Below are 20,295 nucleotides of genomic sequence, written 5' to 3'. Positions count from 1 at the left end.
GCACACGATTCCCACGACCACGATCCTCCGACAATACCTCAAAAAAGCTCCGTTGATCGCTCGGTTTGCCTTCCATCCACACACTCTAGCAGATCCAGAACTCAAAAGGTACTTCTTTTGCAGAGATCTCTGAAGGGGTGCCACTGACTGGGTGGCAAACGCTCATGCAAATTGACAAGAATCCCATCTTTGTCGCTCAATGCGACACTACCGCGCCACGGCCTCATAGAAATAGCGACCGAGGCCGATGGTGAAGACGAGGTTGCCGTAGAGGGCGTGCTCCCACCAGACGTCGATCAGGCGACCGGTGCGCGCATACGTCTGCGTGAAGAAGATGCCCGCGATGAGCGACAGGAGGAGGCTCATCCACTGGTCGTACATGAGGTGGAGGGCGCTGAAGGTGAGCGCGCTACTCCAGAAGAGCCCCGCCCCTGAGCCGAAGATCGCCCGGTAGCGCGCAAAGTAAAAGCGGCGATACATGAACTCTTGCGGCAGCGCGGAAAGGAAGGGGTAGAGCGCCATCACGATCAGCCACATGCGGAAGTTGCCTTGCGGGAAGCTGAGAAAGCTGTCGGGCAGCAACCACCACGTGAGCAGCGTGACGGCGGGCGCGCAGAGGGCGAAGCGTAGCAGCCAGACGCGGCGAAAGCGAGGCGGCTGCGGGCGCTCCAGCGGAGGCAGGCGCACGATCAACGCCACCAGCAGCGTGTAGACCAACGGCCCGGCGAAGATCAGGAATTTGCTCGCGCGGATCCAGTCGAGCCAGGCGATGAGCGGGATGGCGAGAAACAGCGCGGCCCATTCCAGCCACAGGGCCGCTTTGCGCATCGCTCCGCCGGTGGTCATCAGCCGGCGGCTACTGGGGCAGCTCGGAGGCGGCCTCGCGCACCGCCCGGAAAAATGCGGCCAGCTTCTCCGGGTCTTTTTCGCCCGGTGCCCGCTCCACCCCGCTGTTTACGTCCACAAACTCCGCCTGGGTCGCGCGCAGGGCTGCCCCAATGTTGTCGGGGTTCAGGCCGCCGGCGAGGATCCAGCGCTTGTGCTGGTAGAGCATGCTCCAGTCGAGAAAGCGCTGCCAATCGGCCACGTGGCCGGTACCGCCATACGCGCTCTTGCTGTAGGCGTCGATCACGATGGTGTCGGCAAACTCCATCGTGATCTGCGGGAAGTAGGCCTCGTCGTTGGGGATGCGGGGGGCCAGCCAGAGGCGTTCGGTGCCGACCAGCCCGGCCCAGGCGGCGACGGTCGCAATCGCCACCTCAAGGTCGAAGTGGATCTGGTAGGCGTCGAAGGGCAGCTCCTTGTATTGGTCGAGCACGTCGGTCGCCGTCGACACGTCGACCAGCACGCGCTTGCCGCGGGGGATGTAGCGCAGGAGGTTGGGGATCTCACCCACCGCGACGGCACGCGGGCTCTTCTCGTAGACGATGATCCCGAGGTATTCGGCGCCCAGGTCGAGCGCGCGCTCCGCATCCTGTCGATTGGTGATCCCGCAGACTTTGACGGCTACATCCATGAATAAAACGACTCCTTAGTTTCCGCTGGTGAAGTGTTCGACAAGGGCGGCGACCATGCCGTCGAGCGAGCTTTCCTGCGCTTCGACCGCGATGGGGATACCGGCCTTGCGCATCGTCTCGGAGGTGATCGGCCCAAAGCTGCAGAGCTGCGGCACTTTTGCGCCCGGCTGCAGCTTGAGGTGCTGCGCCTGCTCGCCAAAGCTGGTAACGGCCGACGAGCTGGCAAAGATCAGCGCGTCGGCCCCTTCGGCGCGGAACTGGAGCGCGGCGGGGTGCGCCTTCAGCTCGGTCAGCTCCGTCTTGTAGACCTGCAGCGTATCGACGATGGCACGGGCCTCGTTGAGCTTGTCGACCAGCACATCGCGGTTGCGGTTGCCCGTGATCACGAGCACGCGCAGGTTGTCGAGCGTCTGCTCCGCTTCCATGGCCTCGGCCAGCTTTTCCGCACGGGCCTCTTCGGGCATCAGGTCGACTTTCAGGTGCAGCTCGCGCAGTTGGCGGGCGGTGCCTTCGCCGACAACCGCGATGCGCATGATGCCGAGCGAGCGGATGTCTTCAAAGGCCTTGAAAAACGCTTCGAAGAAATAGCGCACGCCATTGGCGCTGGTAAAGACGATCCACTCGTATTGCGAGATGTCGCGAAACACGTCGCCAGCCGTCAGGCGGTCCACGGCCGATTCGACCTGGATCAGCGGCAGCTCGACCGTTTCGGCGCCAAGCTCCTGCAGGCGCGCAGCCAGTCGGCTGTTGCCCTCGGCATGGCGCGTCACGACGATGCGGCGCCCACGCAATGGTTGCGGGTTGATCATAGGCGTCACTGTATGCCTTCGAGGCGGCTTGTCGAGAGCGGGCCGCAGGTGCCGCTAGGCTTCGCGGCGGTGCAGCTCGCGCAGCACGGCCTGGATGGCGTCCTCGTCGTCGGGCTGCAGGGCCACTTCCATCGTGCCCACCGGGGCATGGAAGACGCGCAGCCAGCCGTCGGAGTAGTGGGCCGCCGTGGCGCTGTGGCAACCGCCGCCCAGCCCCGCGAGGATGCGGCGCTCCAGCGTGACGGCCCGGGCCGTCTCCGCGCACAGCACACCGGCAAAGCGTTCCACATCGGCCACGCGGCATTGGAGCGCAATGGCTCCCTGCCCGGCCGCCGGCACGCTATCCGTCACGCTCATCGGCTCAAAAGTCAGCCCCTCGGGGGCTTCGACGGAGAGGCGCTTGAGGCCCGCCATCGCGAGCATGGTGGCGTCGGCCTGGCCTTCGAGGATCTTGCGCATTCGCGTGCCCACATTGCCCCGGATCTCCGTAAACTGCAGGTGCGGGAAGCGCAGGCGCAGTTGCTCGCGGCGGCGGGGGCTGCCCGTTGCCACCAGCTTCAGGCGCTCGACCGGCACGCGATGGACGAGCACGTCGCGGGCATCTTCGCGGGGCAGGAAGCCACCCAGCGCGAGCCCGGCAGGGTTATCGGTCGGCAGATCCTTGCACGAGTGCACGGCGAGGTCGGCTTCACCGTTTAGCAGGGCATTTTCCAGCTCCGACGTAAACAGCCCCTTGCCGCCTTTGGCTTCGAGGGACCACTGGAGGCGCTCGTCTCCCGTGGTAGTCATCGGCAGCAAGACCGTTTCGAGGCCGAGCTTTTCGCCCAACCATGCCGCCGCCAGCTCAGCCTGGGCCATGGCCAAAGGACTCTGCCGCGTCGCCAATCGAAGAGGTGCACTGGACATAAGCACCTCACCTTGGGAGATGGAAGCGACCCCGGCAAGAAGAAGAAACGAAGAGAACAAAGGAGGTTTTACAGAAGGACGCGAAGAACACGAAGATCAAAAAATCTCTCTCCACTTCGTGGTCTTGGTGTTCTTCTGTTTTCATCGTTTCCTTCTGTTCATCCGAATGAGCCGTTCTCGGCGCTTGCCAAAGGGTTGGGAATGCCCTTTTCCTCAAACGACATGGGTAACAACTTCGGCACCCTTTTCCGGATTTCCACCTGGGGCGAGAGCCACGGGGGTAGCGTGGGCGTGGTTATCGACGGCTGCCCCCCTGGGCTGGCCTTGACCGAGGCGGACGTGCAGTTCGAGCTCGACCGCCGCCGCCCGGGCCAGAGCGACATCACCACGCCGCGCAACGAGAGCGACACCGTGCAGTTCCTCAGTGGCATCTACGAAGGCCGCACGCTGGGCACCCCGCTGGCCATGAACGTGGTCAACAAGGACGCGCGCCCCTCGGCCTACACGGAGATGCGCGAAAAGTATCGCCCCAGCCACGCCGACTTTACCTACCAGCAAAAGTTTGGCCGCCGTGCCGCCGAAGGTGGTGGCCGCAGCAGCGCCCGCGAAACGATTGGCCGGGTGGCCGCCGGTGCCGTCGCCCGCAAGATCCTGAAGGAGGCCCTTGGGGTCGAAATCGTCGCCTACATCGAGCGCGTGCACGACATCGCGATGCCGGAGCTGGCGACCGCCCCCACCCTGGCCGAAGTTGAGGCCACCGCCGTGCGTTGCCCCGACCTGGAAACGGCCGAGCGCATGATCGCCCGCATCAAGGAGGTGCGAAGCCAGGGCGACAGCGTGGGCGGCATCGTGAAGTGCCACATCACCAATTGCCCCATCGGCCTCGGTGCGCCTGTGTTTGACCGGCTGGAAGCCGACCTCGGCAAGGCCATGCTAAGCCTGCCCGCGACCAAGGCCTTCGAAGTTGGCAGCGGCTTTGCCGGCACCCTGATGAAGGGCAGCGAGCACAACGACCTTTTTGAAAACCGCGAGGGCAAGGTGCGCACCAAGACCAACCGCAGCGGCGGTGTGCAGGGCGGCATCTCCAACGGCGAGGAAATCTACTTCCGCGTCGGCTTCAAGCCCACCGCGACCATCATCCAGAGGCAGCCCACGGTGAACCTGCAAGGCGAGGAAACGGAGCTGATGGGCCGCGGGCGCCACGATGCCTGCGTCGTGCCCCGCGCGGTGCCGATCATCGAAGCCATGGCGGCACTCGTGCTGCTCGACCACTACCTGCGCCACGCCGCGCAGAACCGGACGTTCCAGTTCGCGTAAGGAAGAAACTAAAAGATGCACTCCCCACCTCTGCGAGAGATCAGGGCCGTATATACGGAACAGACGATCCGTGTTTACCAAGCCTACGCCGATCCGATTGCAGACGCCGCTCTAGAGCGGGGCACCTTTTGCGGCCCTTTCAAGATGACGCGCATGACATGGATCAAGCCGTCATTTCTCTGGATGATGTATCGCTGCGGATGGGCCGAAAAGGAAGGTCAGACAAGGGTGTTGGCAGTCGATATCTCGCGAAGAGGCTTCGAATGGGCATTGTCCCATGCTTGTCTCAGCCATTTTGATTCAACCCGCCACAATGACGAAGCGGAATGGAAGCGGGCGATGCAAGAATCGCCCGTCCGTGTGCAATGGGATCCGGAACGCGATCTTTCTTTCGCTCCCTTGGATTATCGCTCGCTTCAAGTCGGTTTGTCGGGCGAAGCCGTGGAACAGTATGTAAAGGACTGGATTTCTCACATCGAAGACGTCACACCTTTGGCAAGGCAGATTTATCAAGAAGTCTTGGGTGGGCGGTATCAAGCGGCGAGTGAGCTACTGCCTCCAGAGCGCCCCTACCTGCTGCCGTCGGATATTGCGGCAAAAATCGGAATGTTGTAAGACTATGCTCCGCGTCACCGAAGAGGCGCATGTGCGCGTGAAGGCCCTGTTGCGCGAAGGCGACTTCGTCGTCGATGCGACGGCGGGCAACGGCCACGATACGCGCCTGCTCTCCGAATGCGTGGGCGACGCCGGCCACGTCTGGGCCTTCGACCTGCAGGCCGTGGCGATCGAGCGGACCCGTGCGCTGCTGGTCGCGCATGGCATGGCCGATAATGTGACGCTGATCGAGGCCAGCCATGCCGCGCTGGCCCAGTATGTGCCCGAAAAGGTGCATGGGCAGATCGCCCTCGCTATGTTCAACCTCGGCTACCTTCCCAGTGGCGACAAGGCCGTTACCACCCATACGCCCAGCACGCTGCAGGCGCTTGCACAGGCGGTGCATTGCTTGCGCACGAGGGGCGTATTGAGCGTGATCTGCTACCCCGGGCACTCGGCAGGCGCAGAGGAAGCGGACGAAGTCGAGCGGTGGTTGGCCGCGCAACCGGGCATGAAAGTCGAGACGCTCAAGCCGGCCGGCACCCAGCGCCCGAGCCCCTTTTTGCTCTGGGCGGTGAAAGAACAGTAGACAAAGCGACGGTCCAGGGAATAGTGAACGCCCAACGCGTTCTTATTCTTCTTATGCGATCCTTTGCTTCCCTCTCCCGTCTCTCCGCTCTCGCCTGCGTGCTGGGGCTGTTTACCGGCCTACAAGCCGAAAAATCCCTGAAGGCCCAGCTCGAAGCCCAAAAGAAGGCGGCGGCCAGCCAGATCGACCAGCGCACCAAGGACTTGACCGACCAGGCTTTCCAGCAACTGCGCGAACAGGGCATCGTGAAGCATGCCTTGCAGGTTGGCGACCGCGCCCCCAACTTCGCCCTACCCAACGCCACCGGGCAGACGGTGCAATTGAGCGAGCTGCTCCAGGATGGGCCCGTGGTCGTGACCTTTTACCGTGGCGGCTGGTGCCCCTACTGCAATCTCCAGCTCGCGATCATGCAGCAGCACTTGCCCGAGTTGAAGAAAACGGGCGCGCAACTGGTCGCCATCTCGCCCGACGCACCCGACGGCGCGCTCTCGACCGCGGAGAAGCATGGGCTGGAATTTCAGGTGTTGAGCGACGTGAACAACGACGCCGCTCGCTGGTTTGGCATCGTCTATCAGATGCCCGAAGACCTCGCCGAGCGCTACCTCGCCTGGGGTGTGCCGCTGACGCCCAAGCGCAACAGCCCCGGCACCTATGAGCTGCCGCTCGCCGCCACTTACGTGATCGATACCGACGGCATCATCAAGTGGGCCTTCCTCGATGTCGACTACACCAAGCGCGCCGAGCCTGCGGATGTGGTGGCGGCCGCCAAGCGGCTGTAGGCGATTTCAGCTCACAAAAAAGGATGACGCCTTTGCAGCGTCATCCTTCAATGGGAAAGAAACTTACCTGCCGCCCTTAGCGGGTGGTCACGCGGTAGCGGGTCTGCGAGGTGTAGGTTTCGCCGGGGCGCAGCGTGGTGGTGGGGAAGTGCAGGTGGTTGGGCGAGTCCGGGAAGTGCTGCGTTTCGAGGCAGAAGCCGGCGTATTGCTCGTAGGCTTTGCCGCCCTTGCAGTTCGTCATGGTGCCGTCGAGGAAGTTGCCGGTGTAGAACTGGATGCCGGGCTCGGTGGTCTCGGTGATGAGGACGCGGCCGGTGGTGGGCTCGTAGACTTCCGCCGCAAAGCGCACGCTGCCGGGGTTGTCGCTGGCGAGCACGAAGTTGTGGTCGTAACCCTTGGGCTCGAGGCCCGTCTTCTCCAGGTCCTTGCCGATCTTCTTGGCCGTGAGGAAGTCGAACGGCGTGCCCTTGACGGAGAGGATTTCGCCGGTCGGGATCAGCCCCTCACCCGCAGGGGTGTAATAGGGGGCGTTGAGGCGCACCTCGTGGTCCTTGACGGTGCCCTTGCCGGCGAGGTTGAAATAGGTATGGTTGGTGAGGTTGAGGACGGTGGGCTTGTCGGTCTTGGCCTTGTAGTCGATCACCAGCGTGTCGTCGCTTTCGAGCGTGTAGGTGATGGTGACGTCGAGCTTGCCCGGGTAGCCTTCTTCGCCATCGGCGCTCACGTAGCTGAAGGCGACCGCGTTGCTCTTCTTGTCGGCCTTGGCCTTCCACATGCGCTTGTCGAAGCCTTGCTTGCCACCGTGGAGGTGGTTGGCGCCGTCGTTGGTGGCGAGGGTGTAGGTTTCGCCGTCGAGCTCGAACTTGCCGTTGGCAATGCGGTTGCCGTAGCGGCCGATCGCAGCCCCCAGGTAGGGGTTGCCGGCTTGCGTGAAGCCTTCGATGCCGTCGAAGCCGAGGGCGATGTCGCCAAGCTTGCCGTCACGGTCGGGCGCCATCCAGTTCACGATGGTTGCGCCGTAATCCATGATGCTGACGGAGACGCCGTTGTCGTTCTCCAGGGTGTAAAGGGTAACTTTCTTTCCGTCGGGGCTCATGCCGTAGGATTCAGAAGAAACTTTCGCCGAAACGCTAGCTGAAAGGACGCAGGCGAGGCTGCAAAGGCCAGCAAAGAGGCGGAATGGTCGCGAAGATTTCATGTGGGAGGTAACGGGAGGGGTTGGGTCGTTCATGGCAGTCGCTCGCGGCGCTCGCCACCCTCCCACCCTACACGAGGTTACGCGAGGCGCGACGCCCACTTTACTTGACAGTCAAATCGAGGGCCGATGCCTGGCCGGTACACGCAAAGGGCGGCCCTGTGTCTCGCAGGGCCGCCCAGCTCGCTATCTATGATACCTGTTTATCGGTTTTGTTCGCTGTCTGTCTCTGTGTCAGTCCGATCATGCGGACTCATCTCTCTGTATATGTCCTATTGGTCTCGCTGTAAGATCTGCGGTCCACCGCCGAGGGCCTTGATCAGGTCCACGGCCTCGACCAGGTAGGTGAGGCGGGCGGAGGTGAGGGAGAGCTGCGCATCGAACTGCGAGCGACGGGAGTCGAGCAACTCGAGGAAGCTCGTGTAACCCTCGTCGTAGCGGGTCTGCGCCAGCTCTACCGTGCGGTCGTAGGCGGCAGCCTGTTGGGTGGCTGCCGTCACGCGCTCTTGCGCAAAATCGTAGTTACGCCAGTTTTCGCGCACTTCGCGGAAGGCCTGCTTCACCACCGCCTCGTAGTTCAACAGGGCCTGCTCTTGCTGGGCCTCGGAGGCTTCGATGCGGTTGGAGGTGCGGCCGAAGTCGAAGATCGGGCCGGCGAGGTTGCCGGAGACCGACCAGGTGCGGCTGTCGCGGGTGAAGAGGTCGTCGATATCGAGCGCTGCCGTGCCGAGCAGGGCGCTGGCGGAGAGCGTGGGCCAGCGCTGCGCGCGCACCACCCCGATGTTGTAGGTGGCGGCCTGGGCGTCGGCTTCGGCGGCGCGGATGTCGGGGCGCTGCTGGAGGAGCGCGAGCGGCGTCACACTGGCATCGATGGAAACGGTGCTGGGCAGCTCGTTGCCGATCTTGTCCAGCTCGGCGCGCGTCCAGAAGGCTTCCGGATCGGCCCCGGCGAGGGTCAGAAGGGCGTTCTCAGCCATTTCGAGCCCCGACTTGAGGTCGGGCAAGCGCGTGAGGGCGGCGGCGTAGTCGGCGTCGGCCTGTTGGCGCTCCAGCTCGGTAATGGCACCGTTGTCGAAGCGGAGCTGCTGCAGGCGCAGCGACTCCTTGCGGTCGGCCACGGTGGCTTCGCCGATGCCTACCTGGATGCGGGCGGCGATGACGTTGAAGTAGGCCGTCACCGTATCCGCTACCAGCGCCTGACGGATGCTCTCGAGCCCGTAGGTGGTCGAGAGGAGCTGCTCGCGCGCGGCCTTGCGGCTGTTGCGCAGGCGGCCCCACAGGTCGAGCTCGTAGCTGAGGGCGCCGCTGAGCTGATAGGTGTTGTATGGGCCATCGACTTGCGAGAGGCCGGCTGCCGAGTCCTGGCGCGTCGCCTGCCCCTGCCCGCCAAGGCTGGGGAAGAGCTCGGCGGTGGAGAGGCCGAGCAGCGCACGGGCTTCGCGCACCCGGGCGGCGGCGATCTCGGCGTTGTCGTTCTCCAGCAGCGCGCGCTCGACCCAGCGGTTGAGCTGAGCGTCGCCAAAGGCGGTCCACCAGACCTGGGAGGTCTCGAGGTCCTTCGCGTCGGCGGAGGCGTCGTCCTGATCGAAGGCCGGCAGCTGAGCCGGCAGGGCCGGTTGCGGCGCCTGGTAGTCAGGTGCCAGGCTGCACCCGGCCAGCCCGATGAGTGGGAGGGTCAAGATCCAAGGTTTCATCACGAGGCCGGTTCGGGATTGCGGGGTTGCTTGTCTTTGGCGCCAGTGCGGTCGATCATCCGGTAGAACATGGGGATGAAGAAGATGGCGATGAACGTCGCGGCGAGCATGCCGCCGATCACGCCTGTGCCGATGGAGTGGCGGCTGGCAGCGCCGGCACCCGTGCTGGTGGCCAGAGGCACACAGCCGAGAATGAAGGCGAGCGAGGTCATCACGATCGGGCGGAAGCGCAGGCGGGCTGCTTCCAGGGCCGCATCGAAGCGCGAGAGGCCTTCGGCCCGCTTCATCACGGCAAACTCGACGATCAGAATCGCGTTCTTGGCCGCAAGGCCGGTGAGCACGAGCAAACCGATCTGGAAGTAGATGTCGTTGCTGAGGCCGCGCAGGAACACCGCGAGCACCGCACCGAAGGCCGCAAAGGGCACGGCGGTGATGACGGCGAAGGGCAGCGACCAGCGCTCGTATTGGGCCGAGAGGATGAGGAACACCATCACGATACCGAAGCCGAAGATGAGGAGCGACTGCGCCCCACCCGTCTGCTTTTCCTGGTAGGAGGCACCCGTCCAGGCCAGAGCGAACTCGTCGCCCAGCACTTCGGCGGCCACCTGCTCCATCGCGGCAAGGGCCTGGCCGGAGCTGAAGCCCGGCGCGGGCTGGCCTTGCAGCTTGGCGGCAGGGAACACGTTGAAGCGTTCCACGATTTCCGGACCCACCGTGCGCTCGAAGGAGAGCAGGCTGGAGATCGGGACCATCGTGCCGTCGCTGGCGCGGACGAAGACCTTGCGCAAGTCCGAAGGCGAGCGGCGGTATTCGGCCTCCGACTGCAGCGTCACCTGATAGTTACGGCCAAAGAGCGTGAAGTCGTTGACGTAAAGCGAACCGAAGGTGCTCTGCATCGTCTGGTAGACCTGGGAGGCGTCGACGCCCATGGAGCGCGCCTTTTCCTTGTCCACCTCCACGCGGTAGCGCGGCACCGTCACGTTCAGCGTGGTGCGCACGCCTGCCAGCTCGGGGCGTTCGTTGGCCGCAGCCACGAACTCCTGCACCTTGGCGTTGAGTTGGGCCTGGTCGCCGCCGGAGCGGTCCTGGATGTAGGCTTCGAAACCGCCGGTGGAGCTGAGGCCGGTGATGGGAGGTGCGTTGAAGGAGAAGATGATCGCATCTTCATACTTGGCACCGAAGGCACTGGCCGCGCCAGCGACCGCCGGGGCTTGCAGCTCCGTCTCCTTACGCTTCTTCCAGTCTTCCAGCGTGACGAACGAAACGGCGCTGCTGGTCTTGCGGGAGCTTGAAAGGAGGTCGAAGCCCGAGAGCATGATGACGTTGCGCACCGCCGGGTGGTTGGCCAGCTCTTCCGAGTAGGGGCCCGTGATGTCCATCGTCGAGTCGAGCGAGGAGCCCGGCATCAGGTTGGTGAAGGCGATCACGTAGCCCTGGTCTTCTTCGGGGGCGAGCGCACCGGGGATCTGTTGCCAGATCCAGCCCGTGGCGGCGATGAGGCCGGCAAAGACGAGCAGGCCGAGGATCACGCGCTTGAGGAAGAACTTCACCCCGGCGGTGTAGCCGTCCGTCACCTTGTCGAAGAAGCGATTGAAGATGCGGAAGGGCAGGATGGGCTCGATGTGGCCGGGCTTGAGCATGATGCCGCAGAGCGCGGGCGTCAGCGTGAGCGCCACAATGCCGGAGATGAACACCGAGATCGCAATCGTGATGGCGAACTGCTGATACATCACCCCGGTGAGGCCGCCGAGGAATGCCACCGGCACGAACACGGCGCACAGCACCAGCACGATGGCGATAACCGGCCCCGTAACTTCCTCCATGGCCTTGACGGCTGCTTCCTTGGGCCCGATGTGCTCGGAGCGCATGATCCGCTCGACGTTTTCGAGCACCACGATGGCGTCGTCCACCACAATACCGATGGCGAGCACCATGCCGAACAGCGTCAGCAGGTTGATCGAGAACCCGAGCATGAGCATCCCGGCCAAGGTGCCGATGAGCGACACGGGCACGGCGAGCAGCGGGATGACGGTGGCGCGCCAGTTCTGCAGGAACAGGAACACCACCAGAATCACCAGGATGATGGCTTCGATGAAGGTCTTGATCACCTCATGCACGGCCACATCCACGAAGCGCGTAGTGTCGAAGGGGATCTCGTAAGAGAGGCCTTCGGGGAAGCCTTCCTTGAGGCGTTCCATCGTGGACTGCACGGCGAGGGCCGTATCGAGCGCGTTGGCGCCGGGCTGCAGGTAGATACCGAGCGTGGCGGCCGGGCGGCCATTGAGGGTCGCGGCAAAGCTGTAGTCCTGAGCGCCCAGTTCGACGCGGGCGACATCGCCGAGGCGCAGCGTGCTGCCCTCTTCGTTACCGCGCAGGATGATGCGGGAAAACTCTTCGGTCGTAACGAGACGGCCGGTGGTGGTGACCGTGTAGGTCATGCCCTGCTTCAGCGGGTCGGGCTCGGCGGCAAACTTACCGGCGGCGAACTGCGCGTTTTGTGCGCGCACGGCCTCGGCCACGTCGCCCGGCGTCAGGCCGTATTCGGCCAGCTTGTCGGGCTTGAGCCAGATGCGCATCGAATAGTCCTGGCTGCTGAAAGCACTGGCGTCACCGACGCCGGGCGTGCGCTTCAGCTCGTCCACGACGTTCAAGAGCGCGTAGTTGCTGATGTAAATGGGGTCGAGCGAACCGTCGGGCGAGTAAAGCGTGACCACCTGCAGAATCGAGGAGGAACGCTTTTGCACGCGGATACCCTGTCGGCGCACTTCTTCGGGCAGGCGCGAGAGGGCGGCCTGCACGCGGTTGTTGACGTCGATCGTCGCCTGGTCCGGGTCGGTGCCCAGCTCGAAGGTGACGGTGATGTTCAACGTACCGCTGTCTGCCGCCGTGGAGCTGACGTAGATCATGTTGTCTACGCCGTTGATCTCCTGCTCGATGGGCGAAGCGACGGTTTCGGAAATGACCTCGGCGCTGGCACCGGGATACACGGCCGTCACCGTGACCTGCGGCGGCACGATTTCGGGATACTGCGACACGGGCAGCATCCGCATCGACATCAAGCCCGCAAGGACGATGACGATGGAGATAACCGTCGCGAAGATCGGACGGTGGATGAAAAACTTGGAAATCATGGTCTAGGGCCCGGCTTAGCTTTCCTGATTCTGGTTCTGCTGAACCACAGGCTTGATCGGCATGCCGGGGCGCACGCGGATGATGGCACCGGTCAGGACCTGATCGCCCTCCTTCAAACCGGAAACGATGGCTTGCTGGTTACCGAAGATCGGCCCGAGCTGGACGGGGCGCGGCTGCACGGTGCTGTCGGGCCCCACGGTGTAGACGATCGGCCCTTGTGGGCTGGTGATGACCGAGGTCTCCGGGATCAGCACCACGTTTTCGAGGGTGAGATCGGCAAAGGACACGCGGACGAACATGCCGGGCAGGATGCGTGCGTCGGGATTCTCGAAGAGCGCGCGGTATTGCACCGTGCCGGTGTTGGAATTGACCGTGCTGGCGGCAAAGTCGACCTTGCCGTCGAGCGTCGTGCCGTCGTCGAGACGAAGGCGGGCCGTCAAATCGCTACCGGCATCTGCCCGGTGCTGCTGCAGTACGGCGAAAATCGGATCGGTCTCGGAGATCGAGAAGCGCACCTGCACCGGGTCGAGCTGCGTGACCGTCGCGAGCAGGGTGCTGGAGTCGACGAGGCTGCCTTGCGGCACCGCTTCGAGGCTCGTCACGCCCGGCACGATGGACTCGACCGAAGTGTAGCCGAGCTGCAGCTTGGCTTCTTCGACGGAGGCCTTCTGGACGTTCAGCTCTGCCTGGGCGAGCTCGAAGGTCGAAAGGGCGTTGTCGCGCTCGCGCTCGCTGATCGCGTTGGAATCGTAAAGGCGGCGCGTCCGGTTCCAGTTACGCTCCGCTTCGCGCAGGGAGGCTTCGGCGCGGGCCAGCTCGGCCTCGGCGCTCATCAGCGCCACCTGGAAGGGCTGCGGGTCGATCTTGAAGAGCACATCGCCGGCTTCCACTTTGGAGCCTTCCTGGTAGACGCGCTCGAGCAGGATGCCGCTCACGCGCGGGCGGATCTGCACTTCGCGCAGACCTTCGGCCCGGCCCGGGTAGGCCTCCGTCCATTCCTGGTTGCTCACCTGCGCGCGCAAGACGGGAACTTCCATCGGTTGCCCCGAAGGCGCACCACCCCCGCCCCCGTGGGCGGCGGATTCTTCGGCGCCGTGCCCTCCGCAACCCACGAGCACCGAAAGACTCAGGGCCGAGAAAAATCCGGCAACCGCCATCAGAGGCTTGATAGAAACATTCATGTATGTATCCATTGGTGTAATTCCTTAAACTAGTCAAGCGACTATTTGAATCCGACGTTCCATTCTTTACATGGCCCGAAATTCCCGAGAAGACGCCGCCGCCACCCGCCAGTCCATCCTTGATGCCGCCATCGAGCTCTTTATGGCGCAGGGGGTCACGCGGACCTCACTGGCCGAGATCGCACAGCGCGCAGGCCACACCCGCGGCGCAATTTACCACCACTTCGAAAATAAGGCGCAGATTATGGAAGAATTGATCCGGAGCGTGAATTTGCCGTGGGAAGACCTCTTTGGCAACAGCGACCACGTCACGTTAGGTCAATTCCACCAGAACGTGCTGCGGGCCATGCGCTCACTTTTTGCAGACGAACGTCGCAAGCGCATCAATACCATCCTCTTCCACCGCTGCGAATTTGTGCAGGAGATGAATCCGGCCTACCAGCAGAGCATCAACCACTCGCTGGACTTGCTGGAAAGCACGGAAGACGTCTTCCGCCACGCTCAGCAATCCGGAGAGCTGGCGGCCCATTACGACCCGCGCCAGCTCGCGTTTATCCTCCAGTCGATGGGCATGGGGCTCTACTGGCACTTCCTGCGGGAGCCTTGGTGCGGCCAGATCGAGGTAGACCTCGAAACGGCGTTGAACGTGTTTTTCAGCGGGTTGGAAAAGGGCCACCCTGCCCAAAACTAGACAAATATCTAGCTCCAGTCTTCCGTTTCGCGGCTCAGGGTCGAGACCGAAGCCGCTTTCAAGTGGCTCAGGGGTAGAGCCTGCGGGCGTAAGTTTTCTCCTGGGCCCGCCAATTTACGGTATTCCTTGGGCGTGCTGCCGGTCAGGCGCTTGAACATACGCGTGAAGTAGCCGGCATCGGCAAAACCGCACGACCACGCGACTTCGGAGATCGAGAGCCGCGTCTCCGTCAAGGCATCGATCGCACCGGCAATGCGCTGACGGTTGATGTAATGGATCAGCGTCTCACCCGTCTCCTTGTGGAAGAGGTGAGAAAGGTAATCGGCCGAGCAGCTGAGGCCCGCCGCGATAAATTTGACGTTGAGCTTGGGGTTGTAGAGCTGCTCGCGCACCAGCCATTTGACCTGGAAGATACGCTGCGGGTCGCCCTTCTTCGGGGTGTGCGCAGCCGTCAGGTTGACCATCGTGGCGAGGAACGCGCAGACGAGTGCGCGCTGAAGCGAGTCTTGCACCGGCGAAAGCTCGAAGTGGCTCTGCGTCAGGTGGTCGAGCTGGTCGACGACCAACTGAAGCTGCGGCAGGTGGAAGAACTCGATCGCCTCGATGTCGGGCCCCTCTGGCCCCAGTGCGCCGGCGAAGTGCAGGCTGGCAACGTCCGAGTAAAAACCGACCACCAGCTGGCAGGCCGGCTCGCCGTGGGCTTGCGCCTGCTCCTGGTGCGGTACGCCACGCGGGATCACGATCATCTCGCCCGGCTGCAGCACCTGCGAGTCGCCCGGGAAGGTAAAACGGGTGATGCCGCTCACCTGCAGGTAGACTTCTGGCTTGAAATGGTAGTGCAGGTTAGGGTGGCGCTCCATCAGGTGCTCCAGGCGCGGCACACGCACGCGCAACTGGTGACGCTCGGCCGCCCGGAGGAAGTCCCAGCAGATTTGCTGGAAATCGCGCCGCCCCGGTTGCCGACCGCCAGGGGTTGCGGGGGGTGTCGCCAGTTCCAGAGTCCGAGGGCCCATCGAGCGAGTGTGGCAAGGTTCGCCCGCGCGGGAAAGGAAAAACGCCGCTCGCAAACGCGATCCCGGCAACTCCGGTTGACCTTCGTGAATCGACCCACTACCGTAGACTGCTCCGGCCCGTTGGGCCGCACCCAATCCGTCTCCTTCCGCACCCCACTCTCTCATGTCGATCTTTACCCGCTTTACGCTTGTCTGCGCCACCCTCCTGCCCTTCTGCGCCACGCTCTCGGCCGCCAAGGAAGGCCAGCTGCTGGTCTGGATCAACGGCGAACAAGGCATCGAAGGCATCCGCGAGGTAGCGGCACGCTTCACCGAGGAGCAAGGCATCCCGGTGGAAGTCCGTGCTGTGCCCTCGGCGCCGCGGGAGTTCAAGCAGGTAGCCGAGAGCGAAGACGCGCCCGACATCGTCTTCGGCAACCACGACCGCGTCGGCTCCTGGGCAGATGCCGGTCTGATCCGCGAGGTGCAGGCCCCGGAAGCCTACCGTGCGGGCTTTTACGATCTGGCATGGCAGGCGGTTACGTATCGGGGCAAGACCTGGGGTTATCCGCTCACCATCGACTCGGTGGGGCTGATCTACAATCGCGAGCTGGTGCCCGAGCCGCCCAAGACCCTGGAAGAGATCGCCGAACTCGCGCCCAAACTGCAGGAAGAGCACCATGTGGAGGCGATTCTGTGGGATTACGACAACCCCTACTTCAGCTGGGGCGTATTGGCGGCGCAGGGGGCTTACGTCTTCGGCTGGGATGGTGCCGACTACGACCTGAGCGACCTGGGCGTGCTGCAGCCGGGCACCGTCGAAGGGCTGCAGCTGCTCGCCGAGATGGTCCGCCAAGGGCTCCTGCCCCAAACGGCTTCCTACAACGTAATGGAAGCCAAGGTGAATGCCGGCGACTGCGCGATGATGATCAACGGCCCCTGGGCGTGGGAAAACCTGCGCCGCAGCGGCATCGACTTTGGCGTCGCCCCTGTGCCGGGCACCAACGGCGAAGCAGGCCGGCCCTTTGTGGGGGTGCAGGTAGGCTTGATCAGCGCCGCGAGCCCCAACGGGGAGGCGGCGGAACAGTTTTTGCGCAACTACCTCGTCACGAGCCAAGGGCTGCGCACGATGGACCGCGATTTCCCGCTCGTGGTGCCCACGATCAAGGCTTTCGCCGAACAGAAGGCGCAGGACGACGCGCACATCAAGGGAACGTTACAAAACATCGAGCGCGGCCAGCTGATCCCGAACATCCCGGAGATGGGCCTCTTCTGGCAAGGCATGGGCTCCGCCCTCGACTACACCACTTCCGGTCAGCTCCCGGCCTCGGAGGCGCTGGGCATCGTCGTCGAGCGCCTGACGCCCCAGATCCAGCAGCCCGCGTTGCCGGGCCTCGTGCCCGCCGAATGATCAATGCGGCACCTTCAGCGTCTTGAGGAGCGATTGCTTCAAATGAGCGCGTGAGTCGTGGAAATCCTTCCACGGGTCGGGCTTTTTCAGGCGGGCCGCCACGTCGGCAGGGCGAAAGGCGTCGGGCTTGAGTTGCGGCTTCAGCTCGCCCCACGCCACCGGCATGCTGATCGGTGCCCCCGCCCGGGCACGCACGCCATAGGCGGTAACGCAGGTCGCGCCGGAGCCGTTGCGCAGGTAATCGACGAAGATCTTGCCCTTGCGCTTGGCCTTGCTGGCGGTGGCGATCAGCTTGTCGGGCGCGGCCTTGACCATTTGCTCGGAGACGGCGCGCGAGAAGGCTTTGACGACGTCCCAGCCCCAGCGGCGCACCAGCGGCACCATCACATGCACGCCTTTGCCGCCGGAGAGTTTCACAAAGCTTGGCAAGCCCCACTCCGCCAGTTTGTCGCGCAGGAAAAAGGTGGCGCCCAGCACTTCTTCCCAAGTCACGCCCGGGTCGGGGTCGAGGTCGAAAATGATCTGGTCGGGCTTGTCTACGTTGTCGACGCGTGAGCCCCAGAGGTGGAACTCGATCACGCCATACTGCACGAGGCTGAGGATGCCCTTCTCGTTCGTCACATAGAGGTATTGGCGTCGCCCGCTCTTCTCTTCCACCTCGACGGAGTGGGTGTACGGCGGCTGGTTTTCCTCAAAATGCTTCTGGAAAAAGCAGGCCTTGGCCCGCCCTTGCGGACAGCGCACCAGCGACAGGGGGCGGCGCTCCAGATACGGAAGGATCCGGGGCGCAAGCTCGGCGTACAGCTGCACCAGCTCCAGCTTGGTCAACCCCGCCTCCGGGAAGATCACGCGCTCGGGGTGAGAAACGGCGACCCCCTTCACTTCGGCGGCGGAGGAGGACTTTGCGGTCGGCTTCTTCTTTAGGGCAGCAGTGGTGGCGCTCATTTTCTTCGGGGGTTCGGGAGTTTCCTGGGGCTGTTCCAGCTGCACCTCGTCGGCCGCTTTATCTTCGCGCAGGCCCTGAAACGAGCCTTGGCGGATGTAGCCGTCGTGGGTCAGCTCGGCAAAACGCACCTCGGCCACCAGATCGGGCCGCACCCAGTGGACACGCTCGCGTTTCATCTCTGTCGGCAAGGCGTGCGCCAGCGGACTGGTCTTGCGCACCCGCTGCTCCAGCCGCTCGGTCATCTCGACCAGCGTACGGTGGTCGAAACCCGTGCCGACCTTGCCGCGATAGACGAGGCCGTCGTCACTCTGTTGCGCCATGAGCAGCGCGCCAAAGCCCTTGCGCGTGCCCTGTGGATCGGTGTAGCCCGCGATGATAAATTCCTGACGGCGCTCGCATTTGACCTTCACCCAGCGGCGGCTGCGGCCCGGCTCATAGGGCTGCGTCGGGTCTTTGCAAATGATGCCCTCCAGCTCCTGTTTGCACGCAGCCCCGAAGAACGCCTTGCCCTTACCCTCGAAATGCTCGCTGAGGCGGACGGTAGCCGTATCCTCCTGACCTTCCAAAAGCTGCGTGAGCAGTGCCTTGCGCTCCGTCAACGGCAGCGCGCGGGTGTCGCGCCCCTCCACCGCCAGCAGGTCGAAGCCGAAATACCGCAGGCGCTCGGGGTGGCCGTGCTTCATCGCGCGCTGGAGCAGCGAAAAGCGTGAACGGCCCTTGGTATCGAGCACTACCACCTCACCGTCTAGCACGAAATCGCCGCCCGGCAGCTCCGCCACCGCCTTTGCGACCTCCGGCATGCGATCGGTCCAGTCCTTTTCGTTGCGCGACCAGAGACAGACTTCCCCACCCCGCCGGATAGCCTGGATGCGGTAGCCGTCGAACTTCAGCTCTTGCCACCAGTTACGGCCCGCCGGCACCTGATCCACTAGGGTCGCAAGCTGCGGAGGCGTAAACTCGATCCGCTTCAGCTTCGGCAAATCGTGAGCGTCCAGGGCCTCCGCCCGATCGCTTTCCGCTTCCACTGCGTCCGCATCGAGGTCCTTCACCGTGTGGCCCGATTTGACGCTCTTGGGCTCGCGCTGTGTGATCTCGGCGCCATTCGCCTCGGCGTAGTCGTCCTTCAGCTTGAAGAGCAGCCAGTTTTCCTTGTCGCTATCCTTGCCCATGCGGGTGCGGACGAGTTCCCACTGGCCGTGCAGCTTCTCACCTTGCAGCGTGAACTTCAGCTTGCCCGCCTTGAGCGCCTTTTCGGGGTCCTTGGCGTCTGGCTTCCACCGGCCGGTGTCCCATACGATCATGGAGCCTGCGCCGTAATTGCCCTCGGGGATGACGCCTTCAAAGTCGAGGTATTCGGTCGGGTGATCTTCCGTGCGCACTGCCAGTCGGCGCTCGGAGGGGTCGAGGCTGGGGCCTTTGGGCACGGCCCAACTGAGCAGGCGGCCGTTCAGCTCCAGCCGCAAATCGTAGTGCATGCGCCGCGCGTCGTGTTGCTGGATCACAAACGCACCAGCGCGCCCGCCGCGGCTGCGACCGGCTGGCTCGGGGGTGCGCTGGAAGTTGCGCTTGCGCTGGTAGGTCTCAAGCACTGCGTTTTGTCTTGGAAGTCTTGCGAGCGGCTTTCTTGGCGGTCTGCTTGCGCGCGGTCTTCTTGGTGGCCTTCTTCGTCGCCTTTTTCTTGGCCGGCTCGTCCTGCACCTTTTCGACGCTGCGGCGCAGGTAGTCCATGAGGTCGACCACGTTTTCCTCGCCCTCGTCTTCGTCGTCTTCCTCCGCATCTTCGAGCTGGGAGGCCGTCAACTCGCCGCGCTTTACCTTTTCGTCGATGTATTTCATCAACTGATCGCGGTGTTCGTCGTGGTAACGTTCGGGGTCCCACTCGGCGGTCATTTCCTCGACCAGCTTCACCGCCAGGTCCACCTCGCGCTGCGAAATCTTGATCTTGTCCTTCTTCACGTCGGGCAGCTTGAACTCGACCGGGTCGCGCAGCTCCTGAGCGAAGCGGAGCAGCATCAGCACGATCGCTTCGCCTCGCACCATGACGGCTGCAAGGTATTCGCGGCTGCGGATCACCACGCGGCAAATGCCGGCCTTCTGGGTGAGGCGCAGGGTTTCGCGGAGCAGTGCGTAGGTCTTCTCGCCGCGCTTGCCCGGCTCCAGGTAATAGGGCTTGTCGAAGTAGACGAGGTCGATCTCCTGGGCGTCGACAAAGTCTTCGATCTCAATCGTGCGGGTCAGCTCGGCATCGACCTTCTCCAGCTCCTCGGCGGAAAGCAGCACGTATTGGCCGGAATCGAACTCGTAGCCTTTAACGATCGCATTCCACGGCACTTCCTCACCCGACTCGGAATTCACGCGCTCATAACGCACGCGAGCCTGATTACGACTGTCGATCAGGTGCAGGTGGATGTCGGCCCGCTTTTCGCCGGAGTAGAGCGTGACGGGCACGTTAACCAGCCCGAACGTGAGATTACCTTTCCAGATGGGGCGCGCCATGCCGGAAGATGTTGCAGAATCGGTGCCAGCGAGAGCCGAGAACATT

The 20,295-nt window shown here is 63.6% G+C and carries 17 protein-coding genes; 6 read left to right on the top strand and 11 right to left on the bottom strand.

The window, feature by feature from the left end:
- Positions 1-207: 207 nt before the first annotated feature.
- The 4 genes from Q7P63_01725 to hemC are packed head-to-tail and all read right to left on the bottom strand — an operon-like array spanning position 208 to position 3,232.
- Entirely contained in the window at positions 208-846 is a 639-nt protein-coding gene (locus Q7P63_01725; protein MDP0498793.1) for a CPBP family intramembrane metalloprotease, read from the bottom strand.
- A 10-nt stretch (positions 847-856) separates the two neighbouring features.
- Positions 857-1,516 carry a phosphoribosylanthranilate isomerase gene (locus tag Q7P63_01720; protein MDP0498792.1) on the bottom strand — a complete coding sequence of 220 codons (660 nt, stop codon included), beginning with the start codon at positions 1,514-1,516 and terminating at the stop codon, positions 857-859.
- Between the two features lie 15 nt (positions 1,517-1,531).
- Positions 1,532-2,326, bottom strand: coding sequence for a uroporphyrinogen-III synthase (locus tag Q7P63_01715; GenBank protein MDP0498791.1), 795 nt, complete (start codon positions 2,324-2,326; stop codon positions 1,532-1,534).
- Positions 2,327-2,380: 54 nt separating this feature from the next.
- A complete protein-coding gene (hemC, locus tag Q7P63_01710) occupies positions 2,381-3,232 on the bottom strand; it encodes a hydroxymethylbilane synthase (protein ID MDP0498790.1) in 852 nt (283 codons plus the stop codon).
- Between the two features lie 222 nt (positions 3,233-3,454).
- Between hemC and aroC the strand changes: the two genes are divergently transcribed.
- The 4 genes from aroC to Q7P63_01690 are packed head-to-tail and all read left to right on the top strand — an operon-like array spanning position 3,455 to position 6,511.
- Entirely contained in the window at positions 3,455-4,549 is a 1,095-nt protein-coding gene (gene aroC / locus Q7P63_01705; protein ID MDP0498789.1) for a chorismate synthase, read from the top strand.
- Positions 4,550-4,564: 15 nt separating this feature from the next.
- Complete coding sequence (locus tag Q7P63_01700) at positions 4,565-5,164, top strand: DUF4291 domain-containing protein (GenBank protein ID MDP0498788.1); 600 nt, start codon at positions 4,565-4,567, stop codon at positions 5,162-5,164.
- A gap of 4 nt (positions 5,165-5,168) precedes the next feature.
- Positions 5,169-5,732 (top strand): class I SAM-dependent methyltransferase, encoded by a 564-nt coding sequence (locus Q7P63_01695; GenBank protein ID MDP0498787.1) that lies wholly within the window; start codon positions 5,169-5,171, stop codon positions 5,730-5,732.
- Between the two features lie 53 nt (positions 5,733-5,785).
- Positions 5,786-6,511, top strand: coding sequence for a peroxiredoxin-like family protein (locus tag Q7P63_01690; protein ID MDP0498786.1), 726 nt, complete (start codon positions 5,786-5,788; stop codon positions 6,509-6,511).
- Positions 6,512-6,587: 76 nt separating this feature from the next.
- Here the strand turns inward: Q7P63_01690 and Q7P63_01685 are convergent, their stop codons facing one another.
- From Q7P63_01685 to Q7P63_01670, 4 genes are all read right to left on the bottom strand, one after another.
- Positions 6,588-7,607: an aldose epimerase family protein gene (locus Q7P63_01685; protein ID MDP0498785.1), complete on the bottom strand. Its 1,020-nt coding sequence runs from the start codon at positions 7,605-7,607 to the stop codon at positions 6,588-6,590.
- A 371-nt stretch (positions 7,608-7,978) separates the two neighbouring features.
- Positions 7,979-9,400: an efflux transporter outer membrane subunit gene (locus Q7P63_01680; GenBank protein MDP0498784.1), complete on the bottom strand. Its 1,422-nt coding sequence runs from the start codon at positions 9,398-9,400 to the stop codon at positions 7,979-7,981.
- The gene (locus tag Q7P63_01675; protein ID MDP0498783.1) at positions 9,400-12,531 is read right to left on the bottom strand and encodes an efflux RND transporter permease subunit; all 3,132 of its coding nucleotides are present in this window, start codon (positions 12,529-12,531) and stop codon (positions 9,400-9,402) included. Before Q7P63_01675 ends, Q7P63_01680 begins: the two co-directional genes overlap by 1 nt.
- Before the next feature lie 15 nt (positions 12,532-12,546).
- On the bottom strand, positions 12,547-13,713 hold the full coding sequence (locus Q7P63_01670) for an efflux RND transporter periplasmic adaptor subunit (protein MDP0498782.1): 1,167 nt from the start codon (positions 13,711-13,713) through the stop codon (positions 12,547-12,549).
- A 70-nt stretch (positions 13,714-13,783) separates the two neighbouring features.
- On the opposite strand from Q7P63_01670, the gene Q7P63_01665 reads away from it, so the two are divergent.
- The gene (locus Q7P63_01665) at positions 13,784-14,404 is read left to right on the top strand and encodes a TetR family transcriptional regulator (GenBank protein ID MDP0498781.1); all 621 of its coding nucleotides are present in this window, start codon (positions 13,784-13,786) and stop codon (positions 14,402-14,404) included.
- An 8-nt stretch (positions 14,405-14,412) separates the two neighbouring features.
- Here Q7P63_01665 and Q7P63_01660 read toward each other — a convergent pair whose 3' ends face one another.
- Positions 14,413-15,417, bottom strand: coding sequence for a helix-turn-helix domain-containing protein (locus tag Q7P63_01660; GenBank protein ID MDP0498780.1), 1,005 nt, complete (start codon positions 15,415-15,417; stop codon positions 14,413-14,415).
- Positions 15,418-15,580: 163 nt separating this feature from the next.
- Here Q7P63_01660 and malE point away from each other — a divergent pair, with 163 nt between their 5' ends.
- A complete protein-coding gene (malE, locus tag Q7P63_01655; protein ID MDP0498779.1) occupies positions 15,581-16,807 on the top strand; it encodes a maltose/maltodextrin ABC transporter substrate-binding protein MalE in 1,227 nt (408 codons plus the stop codon).
- On the opposite strand, the gene ligD is transcribed toward malE, so the two are convergent.
- Together ligD and Q7P63_01645 are read right to left on the bottom strand one after the other, a co-directional pair.
- Positions 16,808-19,342, bottom strand: a complete 2,535-nt coding sequence (gene ligD, locus Q7P63_01650; protein MDP0498778.1) for a DNA ligase D — start codon at positions 19,340-19,342, stop codon at positions 16,808-16,810.
- The gene (locus tag Q7P63_01645; protein ID MDP0498777.1) at positions 19,335-20,249 is read right to left on the bottom strand and encodes a Ku protein; all 915 of its coding nucleotides are present in this window, start codon (positions 20,247-20,249) and stop codon (positions 19,335-19,337) included. The genes ligD and Q7P63_01645 overlap by 8 nt, the downstream gene beginning before the upstream one ends.
- Positions 20,250-20,295 lie beyond the last annotated feature (46 nt).

The sequence above is a fragment of the Verrucomicrobiota bacterium JB022 genome (assembly GCA_030673845.1).
Lineage (GTDB): Bacteria > Verrucomicrobiota > Verrucomicrobiia > Opitutales > Oceanipulchritudinaceae > WOUP01.
Note: the sequence above shows the minus strand (reverse complement) of the source record. Positions and strands in the feature narration are given on the sequence as shown.

Coding starts and splice junctions, on each gene's coding strand:
- Q7P63_01725 (MDP0498793.1), bottom strand. CDS start 846: ATGACCACCGGCGGAGCGATGCGCAAAGCGGCCCTGTGGCTGGAATGG.
- Q7P63_01720 (MDP0498792.1), bottom strand. CDS start 1,516: ATGGATGTAGCCGTCAAAGTCTGCGGGATCACCAATCGACAGGATGCG.
- Q7P63_01715 (MDP0498791.1), bottom strand. CDS start 2,326: ATGATCAACCCGCAACCATTGCGTGGGCGCCGCATCGTCGTGACGCGC.
- hemC (MDP0498790.1), bottom strand. CDS start 3,232: ATGTCCAGTGCACCTCTTCGATTGGCGACGCGGCAGAGTCCTTTGGCC.
- aroC (MDP0498789.1), top strand. CDS start 3,455: ATGGGTAACAACTTCGGCACCCTTTTCCGGATTTCCACCTGGGGCGAG.
- Q7P63_01700 (MDP0498788.1), top strand. CDS start 4,565: ATGCACTCCCCACCTCTGCGAGAGATCAGGGCCGTATATACGGAACAG.
- Q7P63_01695 (MDP0498787.1), top strand. CDS start 5,169: ATGCTCCGCGTCACCGAAGAGGCGCATGTGCGCGTGAAGGCCCTGTTG.
- Q7P63_01690 (MDP0498786.1), top strand. CDS start 5,786: ATGCGATCCTTTGCTTCCCTCTCCCGTCTCTCCGCTCTCGCCTGCGTG.
- Q7P63_01685 (MDP0498785.1), bottom strand. CDS start 7,607: ATGAGCCCCGACGGAAAGAAAGTTACCCTTTACACCCTGGAGAACGAC.
- Q7P63_01680 (MDP0498784.1), bottom strand. CDS start 9,400: ATGAAACCTTGGATCTTGACCCTCCCACTCATCGGGCTGGCCGGGTGC.
- Q7P63_01675 (MDP0498783.1), bottom strand. CDS start 12,531: ATGATTTCCAAGTTTTTCATCCACCGTCCGATCTTCGCGACGGTTATC.
- Q7P63_01670 (MDP0498782.1), bottom strand. CDS start 13,713: ATGAATGTTTCTATCAAGCCTCTGATGGCGGTTGCCGGATTTTTCTCG.
- Q7P63_01665 (MDP0498781.1), top strand. CDS start 13,784: ATGGCCCGAAATTCCCGAGAAGACGCCGCCGCCACCCGCCAGTCCATC.
- Q7P63_01660 (MDP0498780.1), bottom strand. CDS start 15,417: ATGGGCCCTCGGACTCTGGAACTGGCGACACCCCCCGCAACCCCTGGC.
- malE (MDP0498779.1), top strand. CDS start 15,581: ATGTCGATCTTTACCCGCTTTACGCTTGTCTGCGCCACCCTCCTGCCC.
- Q7P63_01645 (MDP0498777.1), bottom strand. CDS start 20,249: ATGGCGCGCCCCATCTGGAAAGGTAATCTCACGTTCGGGCTGGTTAAC.